The organism is Rhodococcus sp. NPDC003348, assembly GCF_053589375.1.
The window spans coordinates 55,990-71,184 of the sequence record NZ_JBSFRT010000025.1 but is presented as its reverse complement, the minus strand read 5'-3'; the positions used below and the strand labels follow the sequence as shown (position 1 = coordinate 71,184).

Annotated in this window: 13 protein-coding genes; 3 read left to right on the top strand and 10 right to left on the bottom strand. The window is 67.7% G+C overall.

Annotated features, from left to right (window positions below; translation table 11 throughout):
* Window positions 1-10 precede the first annotated feature (10 nt).
* The 3 genes from ACWDU4_RS17370 (at window position 11) to ACWDU4_RS17360 (ending at window position 2,038) form a co-directional block, all read left to right on the top strand.
* Window positions 11-448: a hypothetical protein gene (locus tag ACWDU4_RS17370; RefSeq protein WP_450115151.1), complete on the top strand. Its 438-nt coding sequence runs from the start codon at window positions 11-13 to the stop codon at window positions 446-448.
* Between the two features lie 574 nt (window positions 449-1,022).
* Complete coding sequence (locus ACWDU4_RS17365) at window positions 1,023-1,532, top strand: ImmA/IrrE family metallo-endopeptidase (protein WP_450115150.1); 510 nt, start codon at window positions 1,023-1,025, stop codon at window positions 1,530-1,532.
* Window positions 1,529-2,038 carry a hypothetical protein gene (locus ACWDU4_RS17360; protein ID WP_450115149.1) on the top strand — a complete coding sequence of 170 codons (510 nt, stop codon included), beginning with the start codon at window positions 1,529-1,531 and terminating at the stop codon, window positions 2,036-2,038. Before ACWDU4_RS17365 ends, ACWDU4_RS17360 begins: the two co-directional genes overlap by 4 nt.
* Window positions 2,039-2,323: 285 nt before the next feature.
* On the opposite strand, the gene ACWDU4_RS17355 is transcribed toward ACWDU4_RS17360, so the two are convergent.
* The 10 genes from ACWDU4_RS17355 to ACWDU4_RS17310 form a co-directional block, all read right to left on the bottom strand.
* The gene (locus ACWDU4_RS17355; RefSeq protein ID WP_450115148.1) at window positions 2,324-2,974 is read right to left on the bottom strand and encodes a hypothetical protein; all 651 of its coding nucleotides are present in this window, start codon (window positions 2,972-2,974) and stop codon (window positions 2,324-2,326) included.
* Entirely contained in the window at window positions 2,975-4,270 is a 1,296-nt protein-coding gene (locus tag ACWDU4_RS17350; RefSeq protein WP_450115147.1) for a hypothetical protein, read from the bottom strand.
* A gap of 258 nt (window positions 4,271-4,528) precedes the next feature.
* Window positions 4,529-5,140: a hypothetical protein gene (locus ACWDU4_RS17345; RefSeq protein ID WP_450115146.1), complete on the bottom strand. Its 612-nt coding sequence runs from the start codon at window positions 5,138-5,140 to the stop codon at window positions 4,529-4,531.
* A 48-nt stretch (window positions 5,141-5,188) separates the two neighbouring features.
* Window positions 5,189-6,235: a hypothetical protein gene (locus ACWDU4_RS17340; RefSeq protein WP_450115145.1), complete on the bottom strand. Its 1,047-nt coding sequence runs from the start codon at window positions 6,233-6,235 to the stop codon at window positions 5,189-5,191.
* Window positions 6,236-6,237: 2 nt separating this feature from the next.
* Window positions 6,238-6,537 carry a hypothetical protein gene (locus tag ACWDU4_RS17335; protein ID WP_450115144.1) on the bottom strand — a complete coding sequence of 100 codons (300 nt, stop codon included), beginning with the start codon at window positions 6,535-6,537 and terminating at the stop codon, window positions 6,238-6,240.
* Between the two features lie 3 nt (window positions 6,538-6,540).
* Window positions 6,541-7,005: a hypothetical protein gene (locus ACWDU4_RS17330; RefSeq protein ID WP_450115143.1), complete on the bottom strand. Its 465-nt coding sequence runs from the start codon at window positions 7,003-7,005 to the stop codon at window positions 6,541-6,543.
* The gene (locus ACWDU4_RS17325) at window positions 7,005-8,255 is read right to left on the bottom strand and encodes a peptidoglycan DD-metalloendopeptidase family protein (protein WP_450115142.1); all 1,251 of its coding nucleotides are present in this window, start codon (window positions 8,253-8,255) and stop codon (window positions 7,005-7,007) included. The genes ACWDU4_RS17330 and ACWDU4_RS17325 overlap by 1 nt, the downstream gene beginning before the upstream one ends.
* A gap of 1 nt (window position 8,256) precedes the next feature.
* Complete coding sequence (locus ACWDU4_RS17320) at window positions 8,257-9,825, bottom strand: Gp37-like protein (RefSeq protein WP_450115141.1); 1,569 nt, start codon at window positions 9,823-9,825, stop codon at window positions 8,257-8,259.
* A 6-nt stretch (window positions 9,826-9,831) separates the two neighbouring features.
* Window positions 9,832-10,686, bottom strand: coding sequence for a hypothetical protein (locus ACWDU4_RS17315; RefSeq protein ID WP_450115140.1), 855 nt, complete (start codon window positions 10,684-10,686; stop codon window positions 9,832-9,834).
* A complete protein-coding gene (locus ACWDU4_RS17310) occupies window positions 10,683-15,194 on the bottom strand; it encodes a phage tail tape measure protein (RefSeq protein ID WP_450115139.1) in 4,512 nt (1,503 codons plus the stop codon). Before ACWDU4_RS17310 ends, ACWDU4_RS17315 begins: the two co-directional genes overlap by 4 nt.
* Between the last annotated feature and the right edge of the window lies 1 nt (window position 15,195).

The following is a 15,195-nucleotide window of genomic DNA, read 5'->3' as shown; positions in this document are numbered from 1 at the left end:
GAATCCGGGAATGAAACAGACGCACATCGCGCTCGCCGCTGTCGGGCTCGCGGCGCTCGTCTCGGTAGGTGCAACGGGCTGCGGGGCCGATAAACCTCCCACAACCTTCGAGATGCGCGGGTCTGTCATCGTGCCGACCTATGAACTAACTGGAGGTGGCTCTGTGGCGGGCGACCTTCCATGTGTCGGCTCTGGCCGGTTCGCCAACGTCAGGCCCGGCACCACGGTGACCGTTCTTGATGACGCCGGAAAGATCCTCGCAACCGGATCGGTCGAACAAGGACTGGTTGGCGGCGAGTCTTACGGCATCGCGTGTTCGTTGAAGTTCAAAGTCCCTGGAGTGCCGGATGGCCCCGGACGGTACCGCGTCGAGGTCAATGGGCACCCGGCGCAGGTGGTCGAAAGCAAACCCTTGTTGGTAAGGGAAGCGCGGATCGAACTGAGTTAGGCCCGAGCCCACCGATCCTTCTGCGGCTGCGCCCCACTACATGGCGGCCGCCGAACGATCGCGCCGCATTCGCGGCAGTAGTGCGTCCGGTGTCCACCGTGCGGCGTGCACGCGCACTGCTCCCAACCGACGAGGACACAGCCGGGGCCGAGTGGGTGGCCGTTCGGGCATCGATCCGGCGCAGGTTCGTGGTGGCCGGGCATCCTCCGATTGTAGTTCGATTCGCACAAACGTTCGATAGTCGCTATGGTCGCCGGTGTGGGTCGCGGAGGGAAGCCGCGGCCCACATTCACGTTTGGAGGCCGGTCATGTCAGAGTTCAATCCCGCCGCAGATGAAGGCCAGCCCGGCTGGGTGCGGTTGCCGGACGGCCAAGTCGCCTACCGGTACCTCGACGCGGATGAGCTGATCATCCCCGGCAAGGAATAGGTGCGAAGTCGCCCCCGCCTATGGCGGCAGTCAGTGTGATCGCTTACCATATCCACACGCCGAATGTTATCCACAGGGAATTTTCCTGTGGATAAACTTGTATGTAGAGCCAGTGGTGATTGAACCCACAGCCGGGGAGGGGGCAAATGCTTATCAAGGATGCTGCCCGTGATGCGGCAGAGGACTCGCTGGCCACCTACTGGGATGGCAGTTTTCCGGTGGACCCATTCGCGATCGCCGAGAAGATGGGGATTCGCGCCGAGATGCTGCCTCTCGAGGATGGCACTTCCGGGATGATCGTTGCGCGTCTGAAGACTCAGCCGAAGATCTATGTCGAACTGACAGACACCCCGCCGCGACAGCGGTTCACGTGCGCGCACGAACTTGGCCACTTCGTAGAGCGGACACAAACGGCAGAAGATCTTCGTGAGGGGTTCGCGTTCGTGGACAAGCGGACGTCGAAGACCGATGCGCACGAGTTCTACGCGAATGAGTTCGCTGCGAATCTGCTGATGCCGCGGTCCGAGGTTGAGCGCCTTGCGGATGTCGGGTCGACGCTCATCAGGATGGCCGGCTATTTCGGTGTCTCGGTGCCTGCGATGGAGGTTCGGCTTCGGAGGCTCGGCATCCCGCTCGTCGCTCCGGCCGGCCGTTGAGTAGCTATGGCGAAGATGGCGATGACGAACAGTTCGACGACATCGACACTTCGGCCCTGGTAACGAAGCCTGCGCAATCAGTCGCCGACGATACGGAAGTCGGCGATGGGCAAACTCCTCCGCCGGTAGTCAAGGTCAGAGTTGGGAATGACCGGATTTGGAAGCGGTTCAGTGAGCTGAACACTGGGACACTTCAGGGTCGGCCCACCAACTTCAGCGATCCCGTCAAGGTTGAGCATGCGGCTCAGCGAATCCGCGACGCGGAGGCTGACAAAGCGGACCAGGAGAATCTGCACCGCGAGCGTTTCTTCGGTTGGGCGATCGGCGCGGTCACGTTCACTCTCCTCGGGAACTTTGGGGTCATCGGCTTCTACTTCTGGTCACAGTGGAGCGACATTTCGGAGCCCGTGATGCTGGCGTGGATCAGCGCGACGGTGGTTGAGGTGCTTGGCATCGCCTACATCATCGCGACACATCTGTTCAAGGATGGATCTCGAAGCAAGTAGGCCGCCGCCACGACGTTCCCTCTGGGACCCCAGCAGCCGGACTACATAGTCGAGGGCGTCGAGCAGCTCCGCCACCTCTGGGTCGCCGCGCAGCTCTGCGAGCACTGCGGGGTCGCTGTCGAAGTGCAGTTCGGCGATGTGCTGCATCTCGTCATCGGTCATGCACTGGTTGGACGCGGCGTCGCATCGATCGGTTCCCGAGACGACGAAAAGCCCCCACCCTGACTCAACACAGTCAAGGGTGGGGGCGTCGTCGTGGTGTATTCCACACAGGGCCTCGGGGAGCTATGCCGCAGCGATCGCGATTGCGCCGGCGGCCCAGCCCTGCGAGGTGCTGTAGGGGCCGGTGAACGTCCAGGGTCCGATGGTGGCCATGGCCTCCTGCACATACTGGCCGATGCCGAGCCGCCCGTAACCGCTGTTGTTGGCACCGACGAGGCTCTGGATGTGCGTGAACGGGGCCGGGAAGGTGTAGTTCGCTGCACCGCTGGTGCCGGTGATGGATGCGCCGGCACCCAGGATGAGGCAGTTCGCCCGGGTGGTCGTCATGGCCGGTGCGACGTGCGACGTCGTGTTCGTCGAGTTCCGCTGCCCGTTCGATGTGTCGACGATGGTGCCTCCGGTCACCTGCACGCCGAACGCCTCGACATTTCCGTTCGCGTCGAACCCAGTGAGCGACAGCGACGAGCCCTCCGACCCGTCCTTGACCTTGGAGAAGATGGTCAGGCCGCACGATGTCGAGTTCGTGAGCCGCTGCCGCTGCGTCCAACCAGACGGGGTACTCGAGTAGGTGCCGTAGTGCGAGATGAACAGCAGCAGTAGGTCGTCGGTCGCCGCCGCCGGCAGCGTGAGCGACAGCGACGACGTGATGCCGGTGGCGCTGGTGACGTTGCCGACCTGCGGGATCTGCGGCCCGTAGCCGCGCGCGACGAACATCTACAGCCACCTGCCCTTGATCCAGACCCGCAGTCCCTTGCCTGGCGTTGTGCCCACGGCCGTGATCGCGGGCGCGAACACGTCACCCTCGGCGAAGGACCGGGCCGCGTCGGTGAGGGTCGCGGTGCGCGCGCTGCGGGTGCCCGTGCCGGTCGCCTGGTTCGCCGCGGCGACGGCGAGTGACGATCCGGTGATCGCCGTCCCGTTCTTCCGGATCTCCGCAGTGGTGGAACCGGATGCGTCCGCGGTGTCGAACTGGTAGGTGACCGCGTCGACGATGAATGCCCGGCCGACCTCCATGCCTGCGGCCAGGTCGCCGACACCGGTGGCGCGGACGCCCGAGTGCGACACCCACACGAAGTCGGCCGGCAGTGCGTTCGCGGGCGCGGCGGCGTCCGCCTTGCCGAGGCTGGTCTGCACCGCGGCCGTCATGTCTGTGGACGGGACCCCGGTGCCGGGCTTGGTGTACTTCGCATCGACGTCGGACTTGCGGGCCGCGTCGCTTGCTGCCACCGGCGCCGGCAGGCTCGGCGGCGAGCTGAACGTCTTCACCCCGGCTACCGTCTGCGCGCCGGTCAGCTTCACCACCGCGCTGTCGGCGGCCTTCGCGGCCAGGTCGGTGGTCAGGTTCGCCACCTTCGACTGCGCGATCGCGGCCGAGGCGTTGACGTCGGCGTCGACGATCGTGCCGTCGGCGATCTTGCCCGAGGTCACCGCACCGTCGACGAGCTTCGGCGTGGTCACGGTGCCGTCGGCGGGTGCGCCGACGTATCCGGCCGCCTGGTCCCGGTACTGCTTGGCGAGATCCCGTGCGTCCTCCGCCTCACCCTGCGCGGTGACCGCGCCAGCCTGGGCGGTCTCGGCGTCGGTGACCAGGCCCTCCATCTGCGGGATGGCGGTGTCGAACACGACATCGTGGATCGTCTGGACTTCGCCCTTGAGGGTGACCGTGGCGTTCTTCGCGGCCAGCGCGGCCGCGGCGTTGGCCGCCGCGTCGACGAGCGCGGGGAACGTCTTCGGCGGCAGGCTGGTGCCGTCGTCGAGGTCGAGGGTGACGTCGTTGCCGACGACGGTCCAGCCGTCGATCCCGGCGCCGCGCGGCCCCCTGGTGACACCGGGCGCCGGGGTGCCGGGCACGGCCCACACGTCGGTGAGGTCGACCTCGCTGCCGGGGATCGCGGGGATCTGAATCGGCCGCAGCTGCAGCGGCCGGCCGTCGAGATTCACGTTGACGAAGTCGACGCGGTAGAACCCCTCGGTCGGGTTCGTCCAGTCGTCCGGGCACCACAGCCTCACCCATGGCTTCCCGCGCAGCGTCAGCTGCCCTCTGGGAGTCGAGGGACGCGTCGATCGGGTCGATCAGGTACGTACGCGGCCCGGACGGATGGTGCGGGAGCAGGATCGAATCGCCGGCGTTGAGCATGAACGTGAACCGGACCGTGGCCTTGATCGACACCTCGTCGGGAAGGTCGTCCGTGTCGAGGCCGTCGGTGATGATGTTGCCGAGCTGGCCGGTCACCTTCATGTACTGCAGCGGGTGGGTCACGGGTCCGGTCACAGCATGTCACCTCCTGAGCACAGGTACAGGTACGGGTAGAACGACGAACCGGACGACGGGATCGACGACCAGTTCAGCGACTCCGGCATGTACGCGTCATCGGACGGACGCGACGACCAGTTCCGTGCACCAGACATCGACGTGATCCCGGATCCGAACGGGGGCCGGATGTTCGACTGGGGCGCGCCGAGTCCTTGCAGGGTGTCGGTCGACGCGGCGCTGCCCTGCCACCAGGCGTAGGTGAGGACGTAGTACTGGCCGGCCTTGATGTCGAACGAGTTGTAGAGGTAGAAGCGCCGTTCCTTGAACTCGGTGGAGAACATGGTGCGCAGGTTCTGCGTCTTGCCGAGCAGCCGCATGTCGCCGGTCTGCAGGTCGATGCCGTACGCGCCGAGCTGAAAGAACGGCGCAGCGTCAACCGGGTTCGAACCGACCATCCCGATCGAGTCCCGCACCCCGTCGCGGGTGGCCCGGAGCACGATGCACACCTGAGCGCCGTTGTTGGCCGTGGCACCGATGGTTCCGCAGATCGACCGCGGGAACGTCTCGTCGGAATCGCTGGTCTGCGACGCCCACGACGGGTTCACGCCACCATCGACGGTCTGCACCTTCAGAAGATCAGCAGCGGAAAGAATTTCGGGTGCGAGCTCCATCGGTCAGATCGCCGGCCTGCACTCGACATCGAGGTGGGCATGTGCGGTGTCGGTCAGCCACGCGTCCCAGAACCCCTCCGTCTTCACGGCAACGACGTAGATCGTCGACCCGGGCCCGGTGGTGTTCTTCGCGACCCGAGCGACCGACGCGTTCGGGGCCATCGCGGACGCGAACTCCGGCGTGATCGTGACCGGGAAGTAGCCCGCGGAGACGATACCGGTGCCGTACCCGATCAGGGTGCCGGACGTCGGGTCGCCGAGACGGACCTCGATGTCGATCTTCGTTGTCACGCCGCCGCGGACCCGGACGTGCCCGGCCACCCGGGGGAACCAGTCGGTGGGCTGGGCGGGGATCGTGATCTGCGCCAACTGCACTCGCGTCGTGGACGACCCGGTCGCGACATTCGCCGCAGTGAACGAGGTCGGCGGGATGCCGTACCACCCGCCCCGCGCGACCGGCGCCGTGGTCACCTTGCCGGTCGTGGAGGAGAGCACCAGCGCGTCGCCAGCGGCGGCACCGGACGCGGCGACGTAGTCGGCGGCGGTGAGGATGCCCGACGACGGACCGGTCGGCCCCGGCGCACCCGGGTCGCCCTTGTCGCCCTTCGGCAGCACGAGGTTCAGGTGGTAGTTGTCGCCCGACCCCGGGGTGAAGGACGCTGCGGCCGCCGGTCCGCCGGTGACGTCACCGATCGACAGGGTCGGGGTGACGCCCGGATCGCCCTTCTCGCCGACGTAGTCGGGGATCTCGATCAGCGAGACGCCGTTCCAGAACCACGCCGAGCTCGAGCCGGTCACGCGCCACCAGTGCCCGTTCTCGTTGTCCGTCAACGTTGACGGCTCCGGTAGGTCAGCGGCGGTGGCGACCTCCCACTCGAAGATCGGCGGCGAACCCGGGTCGCCCTTGTCGCCCTTCGCTCCCTTGTAGGCCGGGATCTCGACCTCGATGGCGTCGTCGATGAACTCGAGGACCGCCTTGTTCGTCTCCCGCACGTTCCAGGCGTCCTTGAACGTGCAGATGAGCTTCACGGCTCGTTCGAGCTGGTACATCGCTACACCTCCTCTCGTAGTTCTTCGGGCAGTCCGGGCTCGGTGGGGATCACGACGTTGGGCGCGTGATGGCGCAGCAGCCCGCACAGCACAGCGATGTGCACCGACTGCTCGCGGATGAACCGCGCTGCGGCCTTGATGACACCGCGGTCCTTCTCGCCTTGCTTCTCCAACACAGCGACTTTGGCCTCCGCAGCCTTGAGCCGAACGGCGATCCGTCCGGTCCATGCCGTCAGCAGGCTCGTAGCGACGACACCGAGCGCCGTGATCCGCTCGGGGGTAAGCCATTCGAGGATTCCCACCGGTCACCGCCCGCCGAGCTGACGAGACAGCGCGGCGCGCAGATCGTCGATCGCGGCGGTCCCGCGGTTGACGGTGTCCTGCATCATCGCCTCGAGATCGGTTCGGGCGGGTTCGACTGCAGCGCGGACGCTCTCACCGAGGTTCGGGATCCGGAGGGCGGTACCGATCTGCTCGCCGACCTGCTGCGCGGTGTTGATCGCCGCGGACGGGGCCTGCGCGGCGGCGATCGCCGCCTCGATGGCCTGCAGTGTCTCGGGCCGCAGCTTCGTGGTGCCGGTGGTGTCGACGTAGAGGCCAGCGACGATGAAGCCGACCATGCCGAGTGTGGTGGCGCCGGACTTGAGCCAGTCCGCGGCCTGGTCGGCGGTGATCCAGCCGACGAAGGACGCGGCGCCGAGCAGCGCGGCGAGGATCCCGTACCCGATCAGCCGGCAGAGCGGCCAGTACTTCTGCAGGAACGTGAGCATCACGCCTCCTTCTTCTGGATGAGCTGCTCGACCATCCGCTCGGTGCGGTAGGTGGAGCCGTCGATGCACTGCTGGAACGTCGCCAGGTCGAACGACGGGGCGGGGGATCCGTCCGCGGGTGGGATGAGTGAGGGCCGCGGCTCGCAGAGCGCAGCGTGCAGTGCGCGGGTCTTGTCGAGCAGCTCGCGCTGCTCGGCGTCGGTCAGTGCCATCAGGAACCCCTCCTCGGGAAGTAGTGCGGCGCCCATGTCGAGGCACCGCTGGTAGCGGGTGGATCGGTCGGCGATGCCGTTCAGGCCGCCGTTGATCGCGCGGGTGGCGCCGTCGAGGTTGCGAGCGTCCGCGAGCGCGTTGAGCTGCGGACGCGCGACGGTCCAGTACCAGACCGGCCCGAGGAACCCGTAGCGGTCGGACGCGAGCTCGGCGGGGTTGTCGACGAAGAACGTCGGCGACCGGACCAGGCCGCGGCCATGCGCCCAGCGCGAGCACTCGGTGTAGTTGTGGCGTCCGGTGACCTGAATCGGGCCGCGGCCCTTGAACCGGCGACCGTCTCCGGGCTGGGTGTTGCCGAGGTCCTTCCGCCACTCGTAGTCGGAGCCGTCGGCGATCTCCTCCATGTACAGCAGGCCCGCGGACTCGTGGCCGAGCTGCGCACACCACATCGCGGCCCGCTCGACCGTGGTGATCTCGGCGGCGCGCATCGCCTCGGCGAACGCGGGCAGCAGCTGCTCGTACCGCTCCCGCGGTAGGGCGTCGCCCATCGCACGCGCGAGGGCGTCGACGGTCAGGCCAGGCGCCGACATCGGCGGGGGCGCCTCGCCGGGGTAGGCCGCGCCGTCGAGCAGCGGCAGAGGATCGAGGCGGTCCCGGCCTGGCGGCACCCACACGTAGCGGTGCCACTCGAGGTGCAGGTGGGGCGCGACGCCGCCGTTGGTGTTCGAGTCCGGGTTGATGCGAGCGATCCGCTGGCCGGCCTCGACCCGCTGGCCGTACGACACCTCGGGGATGACGTGGCCGTAGACGGTGGTGCCCCCGCCGTCCTCGGTCGGGTGATCGAAGACGACCCACTGACCGAACCCGGACGCCGGGCCGACCGCCCACACGGTGCCGCCTTGCACGGCGTAGACCGGTCGTCCGCCGGATCCGCCATCCCACCCGAAGTCCACACCGTAGTGGTCCGGGCGATCCGCCGTCCGGAACTCGGAGGTGATCATGTGGCCACGGGTGAGCGGCCAGAAGCGTTGTGCCATATCAGTTCACCGCCAGAAAGTTGGTCACCGAGAACAGCTCCTTGATCTGCCGCATCCCGACCTCCCACGGCGCCTCGTCGGCCTTGTCGTCGCCGATGACGGTCTTGAGGACGATTCCGCCTTCGCGGGTGTGCTCGCCGCGGATGGCGGTGATGCGGTCGTAGTAAATTTCGCCGTCGTCCTCGTCCTCCCACCCGGCGAGGACACCGAGGTCGTAGTCGACGAACGCGGTGTACGGGTAGCCGTCGCGGAGGGTGATCGACGCGCAGCGGGTGCCGCGGCCGTCATAGAGGCCCTTGGTGCCGGCCTGGAACCCGGAGAACGTGTACGCGGCACCGGCGTTGACGAATCCCTCCGGGAACCCGAGCGGGCCGAGGTCCTGTTTCAGTGCCCAGTCGACGAACTTCTGGAACGCGAGGAACACGTCGTGGAACAGGCCCGAGATGAACGCCGCCAGGCCGGGGATCACCGCGAGCGAGAGCAGCGAGAAGATCCACGTCACCGCCATCTGGACACCGAGGTCGATCAGCTTGTTCACCCACGTCGGGGACTTGCCGCCGATCACCGCCGAGTAGTACAGCGGGTGCGTCACCGTCACGGTCGCGTCGTCGATCGCCGACCCGTCGGCCCGGAAGATGACCTTCGGGACTTCGTCGCTGGTCAGTGCATCCGAGATCGCCTGCCCGATACCGGGGTTCAGCCAGCCGGTGAACAGGTTGATGCCTGCGGCGAGGAGGTTGCCGATGGTGTCGGCGATCCCGTCGAGGACGCTGCCGGTGTTCAGCAGGCCACCGGTGCGGGGCTGCTGCACGACGTCGACGATGTACTGCGGCTTGGTCAGGAACAGGTCCGGGTGCGGCTGCGGGTCGCCCGGCATCCACAGGGTGATCGTCAGGTGACAGCCGGTGTCCTTGAGCCACTGCTCGAACAGCTCGTCGAGCGGGACCATGCGGGCCATGCCGACCCGGACCGGGGTGGTGTCCCGGAGCAGGGTGTACGGCATGAACGTGATCGGCAGCCCGAGCCGGAACGCGTTGCGGATGGTGTACCAGGCGACGAGGGTGCGGACGCCGGCGATCATGATGTCCTGCGGCGGGAACTGGATCTCCGGGATCGACAGCGGCTGCGGGTACGCGAGGATCGCGTGGAACCACGCGTAGTCGGAGATCAGCTCGCACGTGATCTTCTTGTTCTTCGTGATCCCGGTGCGGGTGGACTTGTTGATCCGGCCCGACCATCGTTTGCCGTTGTAGGTGATGACGATCGGGACGACGGTCCGGTCGATCGACATCACCAGCTTCGCCCAGTCGTGGTCCGCGGGGATGGTGAACGACGCGGTGCCGACGCCGTTCCACACCCACTCCCACGTCAGCGCCTCGTAGCCGACGATCTCGCCGAGCGGCTGGTTGAACTTGTCGAGGATCAGTGCCTCGAGCTGGTCCGCCTTCGGCGCCGGTTTGAGGATCTCCGTCCAGATCGCCGCCGACTCCGCGTCGAGCGGGCCCGGCTTCGAGTACAGGTCGACATCGACGGGAGTGATCCCGTCGAGAACGCAAGTGCTCGTACTCATCTCACCTCACCAGGGTCGTTTCGATTTCGGGTCCACGCGCAGCACGATCGAGGAGTCGGGATTGCCGTCGAGGAACCGGAGCCGGGACAGGTCGAGTGACCCGCGGGGCGGGATCGGCTTGCGGAACCGCTGCAACCCCATGTCCTTGAACAGGTTCCGGTTGTAGGACGAGGTGACCGTGCGGTGGTCCGGGTGGGTATCGATGCGCGCAATCTCGCCCGGCAGCAGCGGGCCGATGAACAGCTCGGTCATCCCGTCGCCGTCCGGAAGGACCACCATCCCCGGCCCTTTCACGACCGCGGTGTACCAGGCGGGCCGGTCGCCCTCGTTCCTCAGCACCTTGCCCTGCGTGTACATGCCGTTGACGTACGGGAACGTGGACTCGATGCCGTACCAGTGCGGGTCCTCGACCACCACCGGCAGCAGGTACCCCTTGAACTGCTCGAGCATCGGGTCGAGGTCGTGCACGATCTGCGGCTTCTCGGCCTGCCGCAGATCCACCCACCAGTAGCCGCGGTGCGCGGTGATCACGTACAGCCGGGACTGGTAGTCGAAGTCGACATCGGACCGCCACGCGTCGGCGACGCCGTGGTAGCCGAGGGTGCGGGTCTTGTGCACCAGCACCGGGATGTCGAACTCCCGGCGCTCGAGCACCGACCCCAGCCACGTCGATCCGTCCTGGCGGGCGCCGGTGTACCAGCGGTGCGTCTGCTCCGGCTCCTCGAAGTCCGCCCACCCCTCGCCGAGCGCGACACCCTCCTCGCCTGTGGACAGATGCCACGCGCGCTCCGGGAGCCCGGCCGCGGCTCCCGGGCCGCACAGCACGACGTTGGCTGTGCGGTCCGGGAAGAAGGTGCTCATCGGCCGCCCAGACGGACACGCCCGACGCGCCGCTGCTCGACCTTCACCAGCGTGCGTTCCACGCCATCACCTCCTGGTGCGTAGTTGTTGACGGCGATCGGCCGGCCGATCGCCTCGGAGAGCTGCTGCGCCAAGTGCGGGATGTCGGCCCGCGCGAGCCCGCCCGCGCTGCTCCGCTCGGCCCGCAGAGCCGCCAGATCCCGCCTGTCGGCCTCGTACTGGCGCCGCTGATCGCCGGTCAGCACCCACTCCGTCTCGCCGGAGAGGTTCAATCCGGCGACCCCATGCGGCAGTGGGCCGCCGGTGTCGCGTAGCACCGTCGGGATCTCCTTGAGCAGGTTCGGGAAGGCCATCAGGTTCGCCATCGCCGTCGCCCACTCCGGGGTGCCGGGCACCGCCGGAGCCTGACTGTCGATCTCCGCCTTCGAGAAGAACGGCGCCGTCGCCGGACCGACACCGGACTTCTCCCCGCGCGGGTCCTGAGCCCAGTCCGCGATCCCCACCCCGAGCCCGACCAGGCGGCCGAGTCCGGAGTCGTTGACCCCGAGCACTGAGAACAGGTCCGACACGTTCGAGGTGACGAACTCGGAGGCGACGTCGCCGAGCATCTGCGACAACGACATGGCCTCACCACCGGATGCCGAGGCGCCCGGCGTGCGGGACTTTTTCAGTTCCTCGGCCTGACGCTTCTGCTCCGCAGCGAGCGCGTTGATCGCCCGCTGCAGCGCCAAGTCGGCGTCCTCGCGTTCGTCGATGCGCTCGGGGTCGTCGTAGACCTCGTTGCGGTCGATGTCCGCCTTGTTGATCGCCCGCTGTAGCTCCCGCAGCCGGATCTCGTCATCGGTCAGGTTCGACTCCAGCGCCGGTGCTGCCGGTGCGGGACCGGCGTCGGCGCCGGACTCGGCCGCGGCCTTCTTCGCCTCGAGGTCTTTGACGCGCTGCTCCGCCTGCGCGACCTTGTTCGCCGCCTGGTCCCGGTCGGCCTGCGACTTCTTCTCGTTCGAGTTTGTGCGGTCACGGGCCTCGATCGCCTGCTGCACCGCAATTCGAGCCGAGTCGAGCTCGAGGTCGTTCTTCTCGGTCCACGTCGCCTTCTTCTTCGTCGACTGACCTGTCCCGTACGCGACGGCCGCGGCCGAGTCATCCTCCGGCGGGCTGAATCGCGACGCCGGCAGATGCCAGTGGTTCTCGAACTGCGGATCCGACGGCGAGGCCGCACCCGACCCGTAGCGGACACCACTCGAGCTGGACTCGAACGGGATCCCGCCGAGCGCGGACGCCATGTGCGAGTTCGGGCCACCACCGCCGTTGTGCACACCGAGATTCAGTGCCGACCGCGGCCCGAGCCCGGGCAGGAACCCAAGCGACAGGAAGTCGGATTCTGTGGTGTACCAACGGGTGTACGGATCACGACCGGTCAGGATCGCGTACCCAGCCGAGCTGTACGACGAGCAGTCCCACGACGGGCTGCCCACCTGCGCGTACCCGTATTCCATCCCGTTCTGTGCCGCGAGGAACTCGTGCGCCCGCTGGGACGCGGACTGCCCGACTGCGCCACCGACCGCGAACTTCCCAACCTGCCCTGCCTTGAGGGCAGCACGGAAGCGGTACACACCCCCCTGGCCACCGAGCGCGTCGACGTCTGTGGTGTCGAGCATGTGCTCGCCCGGCATCCCGAGGATCGGTACCGAGTCCTTGCCAGGGATCCCGCCGGTGATCGGACCACCATTCGCGCGACGTTGGGCACCCGTCATCAGGCCGGCAAGGTCGCTCGGCGCGGTGACGTTGTTGCCGTTCATGATCGTGCCGATGAGTTGGACCTGAACCTGCTTGCCCTGGTTCTCGTCGATGAACCGCTGCATCACCTCGCGGGCGTGCTGATCGTGCAGGACGATCTCGGTCTCCGCTTTCGGGGGCCAGGTGCGGAAGACAGCGGCGAGACCCTCTGCCTCCTCCTTCGTGTACCCGGCCTGCATCGCGGTTGCGATGAACTGGTTTCGCACTTCCTCCTGCGCCGCGGCAGCTGCAGCCTCAGTCTCCTGCGCGGACAGATTCTGCTCTGCCGCAGAGGTGCGTGCGGCGGCACCGGCCTGATCCCATGCCGATGCCACCTTCAGCATCTGGTCGTCGAGTCGCACACCCGCGGTAGTCGACCTATCGATCTCACCTGCAGCGTTAACAGCTGCGAGGCCACCGTTTTGGGCTGAACTTCGGAACCCGTCCAGCGCCAAAGTCAGCGCCTTCTGGGCGTTCTCTGCCGTACGGCCGTCCTCGCGGAGGCGGCCCATGGCGTTCGTCAGGGAATCAACGCCGCCGGCAGCGCCGACCGCCTTGGTTTCGATCTGCTCGATCGCGTCCTTCACCTGCCCGGCCGACGATCGTGCCTCGAGGAAGGCATCACGTTGATCCATCAGGGCCCGCGCCAGGTCCGTTGATGCGCCGCCCGTACGCAACAGGCTCTGGGTGAAGTCGAGGAACTTCGACGAATCGCCGGTGATGATCTTCCCGAGCTCGGTGCTGGACAGGCCGGTCTTGTCCATCGCGGCGACGATCCGACCACCCGAATCTGACATCGCCTGAGCAGTGTTCGCCGCCGAGATCGCTCCACCGTCAAGTGACCCGTCCATGACGTCGAACGCATCCCGGAAGGCGGCCGAGTACTGGCCCCAGATTCCCGGCGCACTGTCGGCCATCTGCTGCGAGGACGCCCGAAGGGCATCGATCTTGGACGTGACGGCGCCCTGGACCTGGTCGTTGACGAGGCCGTTGGAGTCGACGAGCGCTTGCCGGAGACTGTCGTTGGCCTTCGCGGTGTCGTCGATCGAGCGCCGGTAGGTGTCCATCACTTGCCCAGCGCGTTGGCCGGCCGAGATGAGCTGGGTCGTCAGCGCTACCGCGCCGCCGAGGGCGATCGCCCAGGGGCCGCCGAGCGCCGCGGTGACGCCGCCGATCGCCGACCGCATCCCGCTGAGACCGGCCATCGCGGTTCCGCCGATCGCGCCACCGAAGCGGACGGCTTCGCCTGTGGCCGCGCGCAGCGACCCGGTGAGCGGGCCGGATGCCGAGGCGAGCGCGACCTGCTGCGACGCGAAGCTCGCTGCCGGGGTGTAGACGGACCGGTACGCCTCGCCCATCCGTCCGAGGACCGGGACTCGGGCCTCGAGCACCGACAGTGCCGCGGACACGCGGCCGATGTCCTGACCCGACATCTGGGCGAGCTGCTGCTGTAGTCGCAGCTGGTCGTTGAATCCAGCCAGCGCCGACGAGCCGCGGCCCTGCAGGTCGCCGATCAGGCCGCCGAGGCCGGTGACCTTCATCGCGACAAGGGCAGCGGTGGCGGCCTGCGCCGGGCCCGGAAGCCCGAGGAAGAACGATCCAATGTCCGCGACGGCGCCGCCGATCGCGGACAGGCCACCGACGACCGCAGGGGTGGCGTCGGAGACGAAGGACGCGAATCCGTTGGCGAGGGATTCGAGTGGTCCGTCGGCGAGGTCGTACACCTCGAGCGCGAGCGTCTCGGCGGCGTTCTGGGCCGCCGACAGCGCGCCGGGCAGGCCCTGGGTCTTCGCGGCGGCGACGTCTGCGGCCGCGCCCTGGCGGCCGATCGCGTCGCGCATCTTGTCGTACCCGACGACGCCCTGCTCCGCAGCGACACCCGCGAGACGCATTGCATCGGAGCCGAACAGCGTCGCGGTCGCGGCCTGGTACTGCTCCTCGGTCATGTCCTTCGACGCGACCTCGAGCTGCTCGAACAACGACCGGAGTCCGACGAACTTGCCCTGTGCGTCGTAGACCGTCAGGCCGAGGTCGAAGATCGCCGCCTGCGCGGGCTTGCCCTGGTCGGTCAGCGCGAGCAGAGCGGACTTGAGCAGGGTGCCCGCATCGGAGCCGGTGATGCCGGCGTTGGCGAACAGACCGATCGCGGTGGAGGTGTCCTCCATCGAGACACCGAACTGGTTGGCGACGGTGCCGGCCTGCTGCAGCCCGTAGGCGACGTCGGTCATCTCCGCCGATGACGCGTTGGCGGTGTTCGCGAGGACGTCGGCGGCCGTGGCCGCGTAGTCGGCGTTGAGGCCGAACGCCTGCAGCGCCTGGGACTGGATCGTGGCCGCGGTCGCGGCGTCGATCTGCGCGGCGGCGGCGAGCTGCAGGGTGCCCTTCGCGGCGGCCATCGACTGCTCGACCGAGAATCCGCCCTTGGCGAGTTCGGTCATCGCGGCCGCGGCGTCGGAGGCCGAGGTGTTCGGCAGGGAGATGTCGTTGCCGAGCTGCTTGGCCCGCTCGGACACCTGCGCCATCTGGTCGGCGGTCGCGGACGACACCGCCTGCATCGTGTTCAGGCTGGTGGTGAAGTCGTTGCCGATCTGGATGATCTGCTTACCCGTGGCGGCGATCGTCGCGGCGCCGAGCGAGAGGCCGATGAACCGGCCAACCTTGCCCGCGGTGCCGACCGCGCCCTGCAGCCCACCCTCGAGCTTCTGCGGAAAGCCCCGGAGGTCCGGCTCCACC

What these genes read in the sequence shown, in the direction of transcription:
- ACWDU4_RS17370 (WP_450115151.1), top strand. Translation starts at nt 11, where the DNA reads ATGAAACAGACGCACATCGCGCTCGCCGCTGTCGGGCTCGCGGCGCTC.
- ACWDU4_RS17365 (WP_450115150.1), top strand. Translation starts at nt 1,023, where the DNA reads ATGCTTATCAAGGATGCTGCCCGTGATGCGGCAGAGGACTCGCTGGCC.
- ACWDU4_RS17355 (WP_450115148.1), bottom strand. Translation starts at nt 2,974, where the DNA reads ATGTTCGTCGCGCGCGGCTACGGGCCGCAGATCCCGCAGGTCGGCAAC.
- ACWDU4_RS17340 (WP_450115145.1), bottom strand. Translation starts at nt 6,235, where the DNA reads ATGTACCAGCTCGAACGAGCCGTGAAGCTCATCTGCACGTTCAAGGAC.
- ACWDU4_RS17330 (WP_450115143.1), bottom strand. Translation starts at nt 7,005, where the DNA reads ATGCTCACGTTCCTGCAGAAGTACTGGCCGCTCTGCCGGCTGATCGGG.
- ACWDU4_RS17325 (WP_450115142.1), bottom strand. Translation starts at nt 8,255, where the DNA reads ATGGCACAACGCTTCTGGCCGCTCACCCGTGGCCACATGATCACCTCC.
- ACWDU4_RS17320 (WP_450115141.1), bottom strand. Translation starts at nt 9,825, where the DNA reads ATGAGTACGAGCACTTGCGTTCTCGACGGGATCACTCCCGTCGATGTC.
- ACWDU4_RS17315 (WP_450115140.1), bottom strand. Translation starts at nt 10,686, where the DNA reads ATGAGCACCTTCTTCCCGGACCGCACAGCCAACGTCGTGCTGTGCGGC.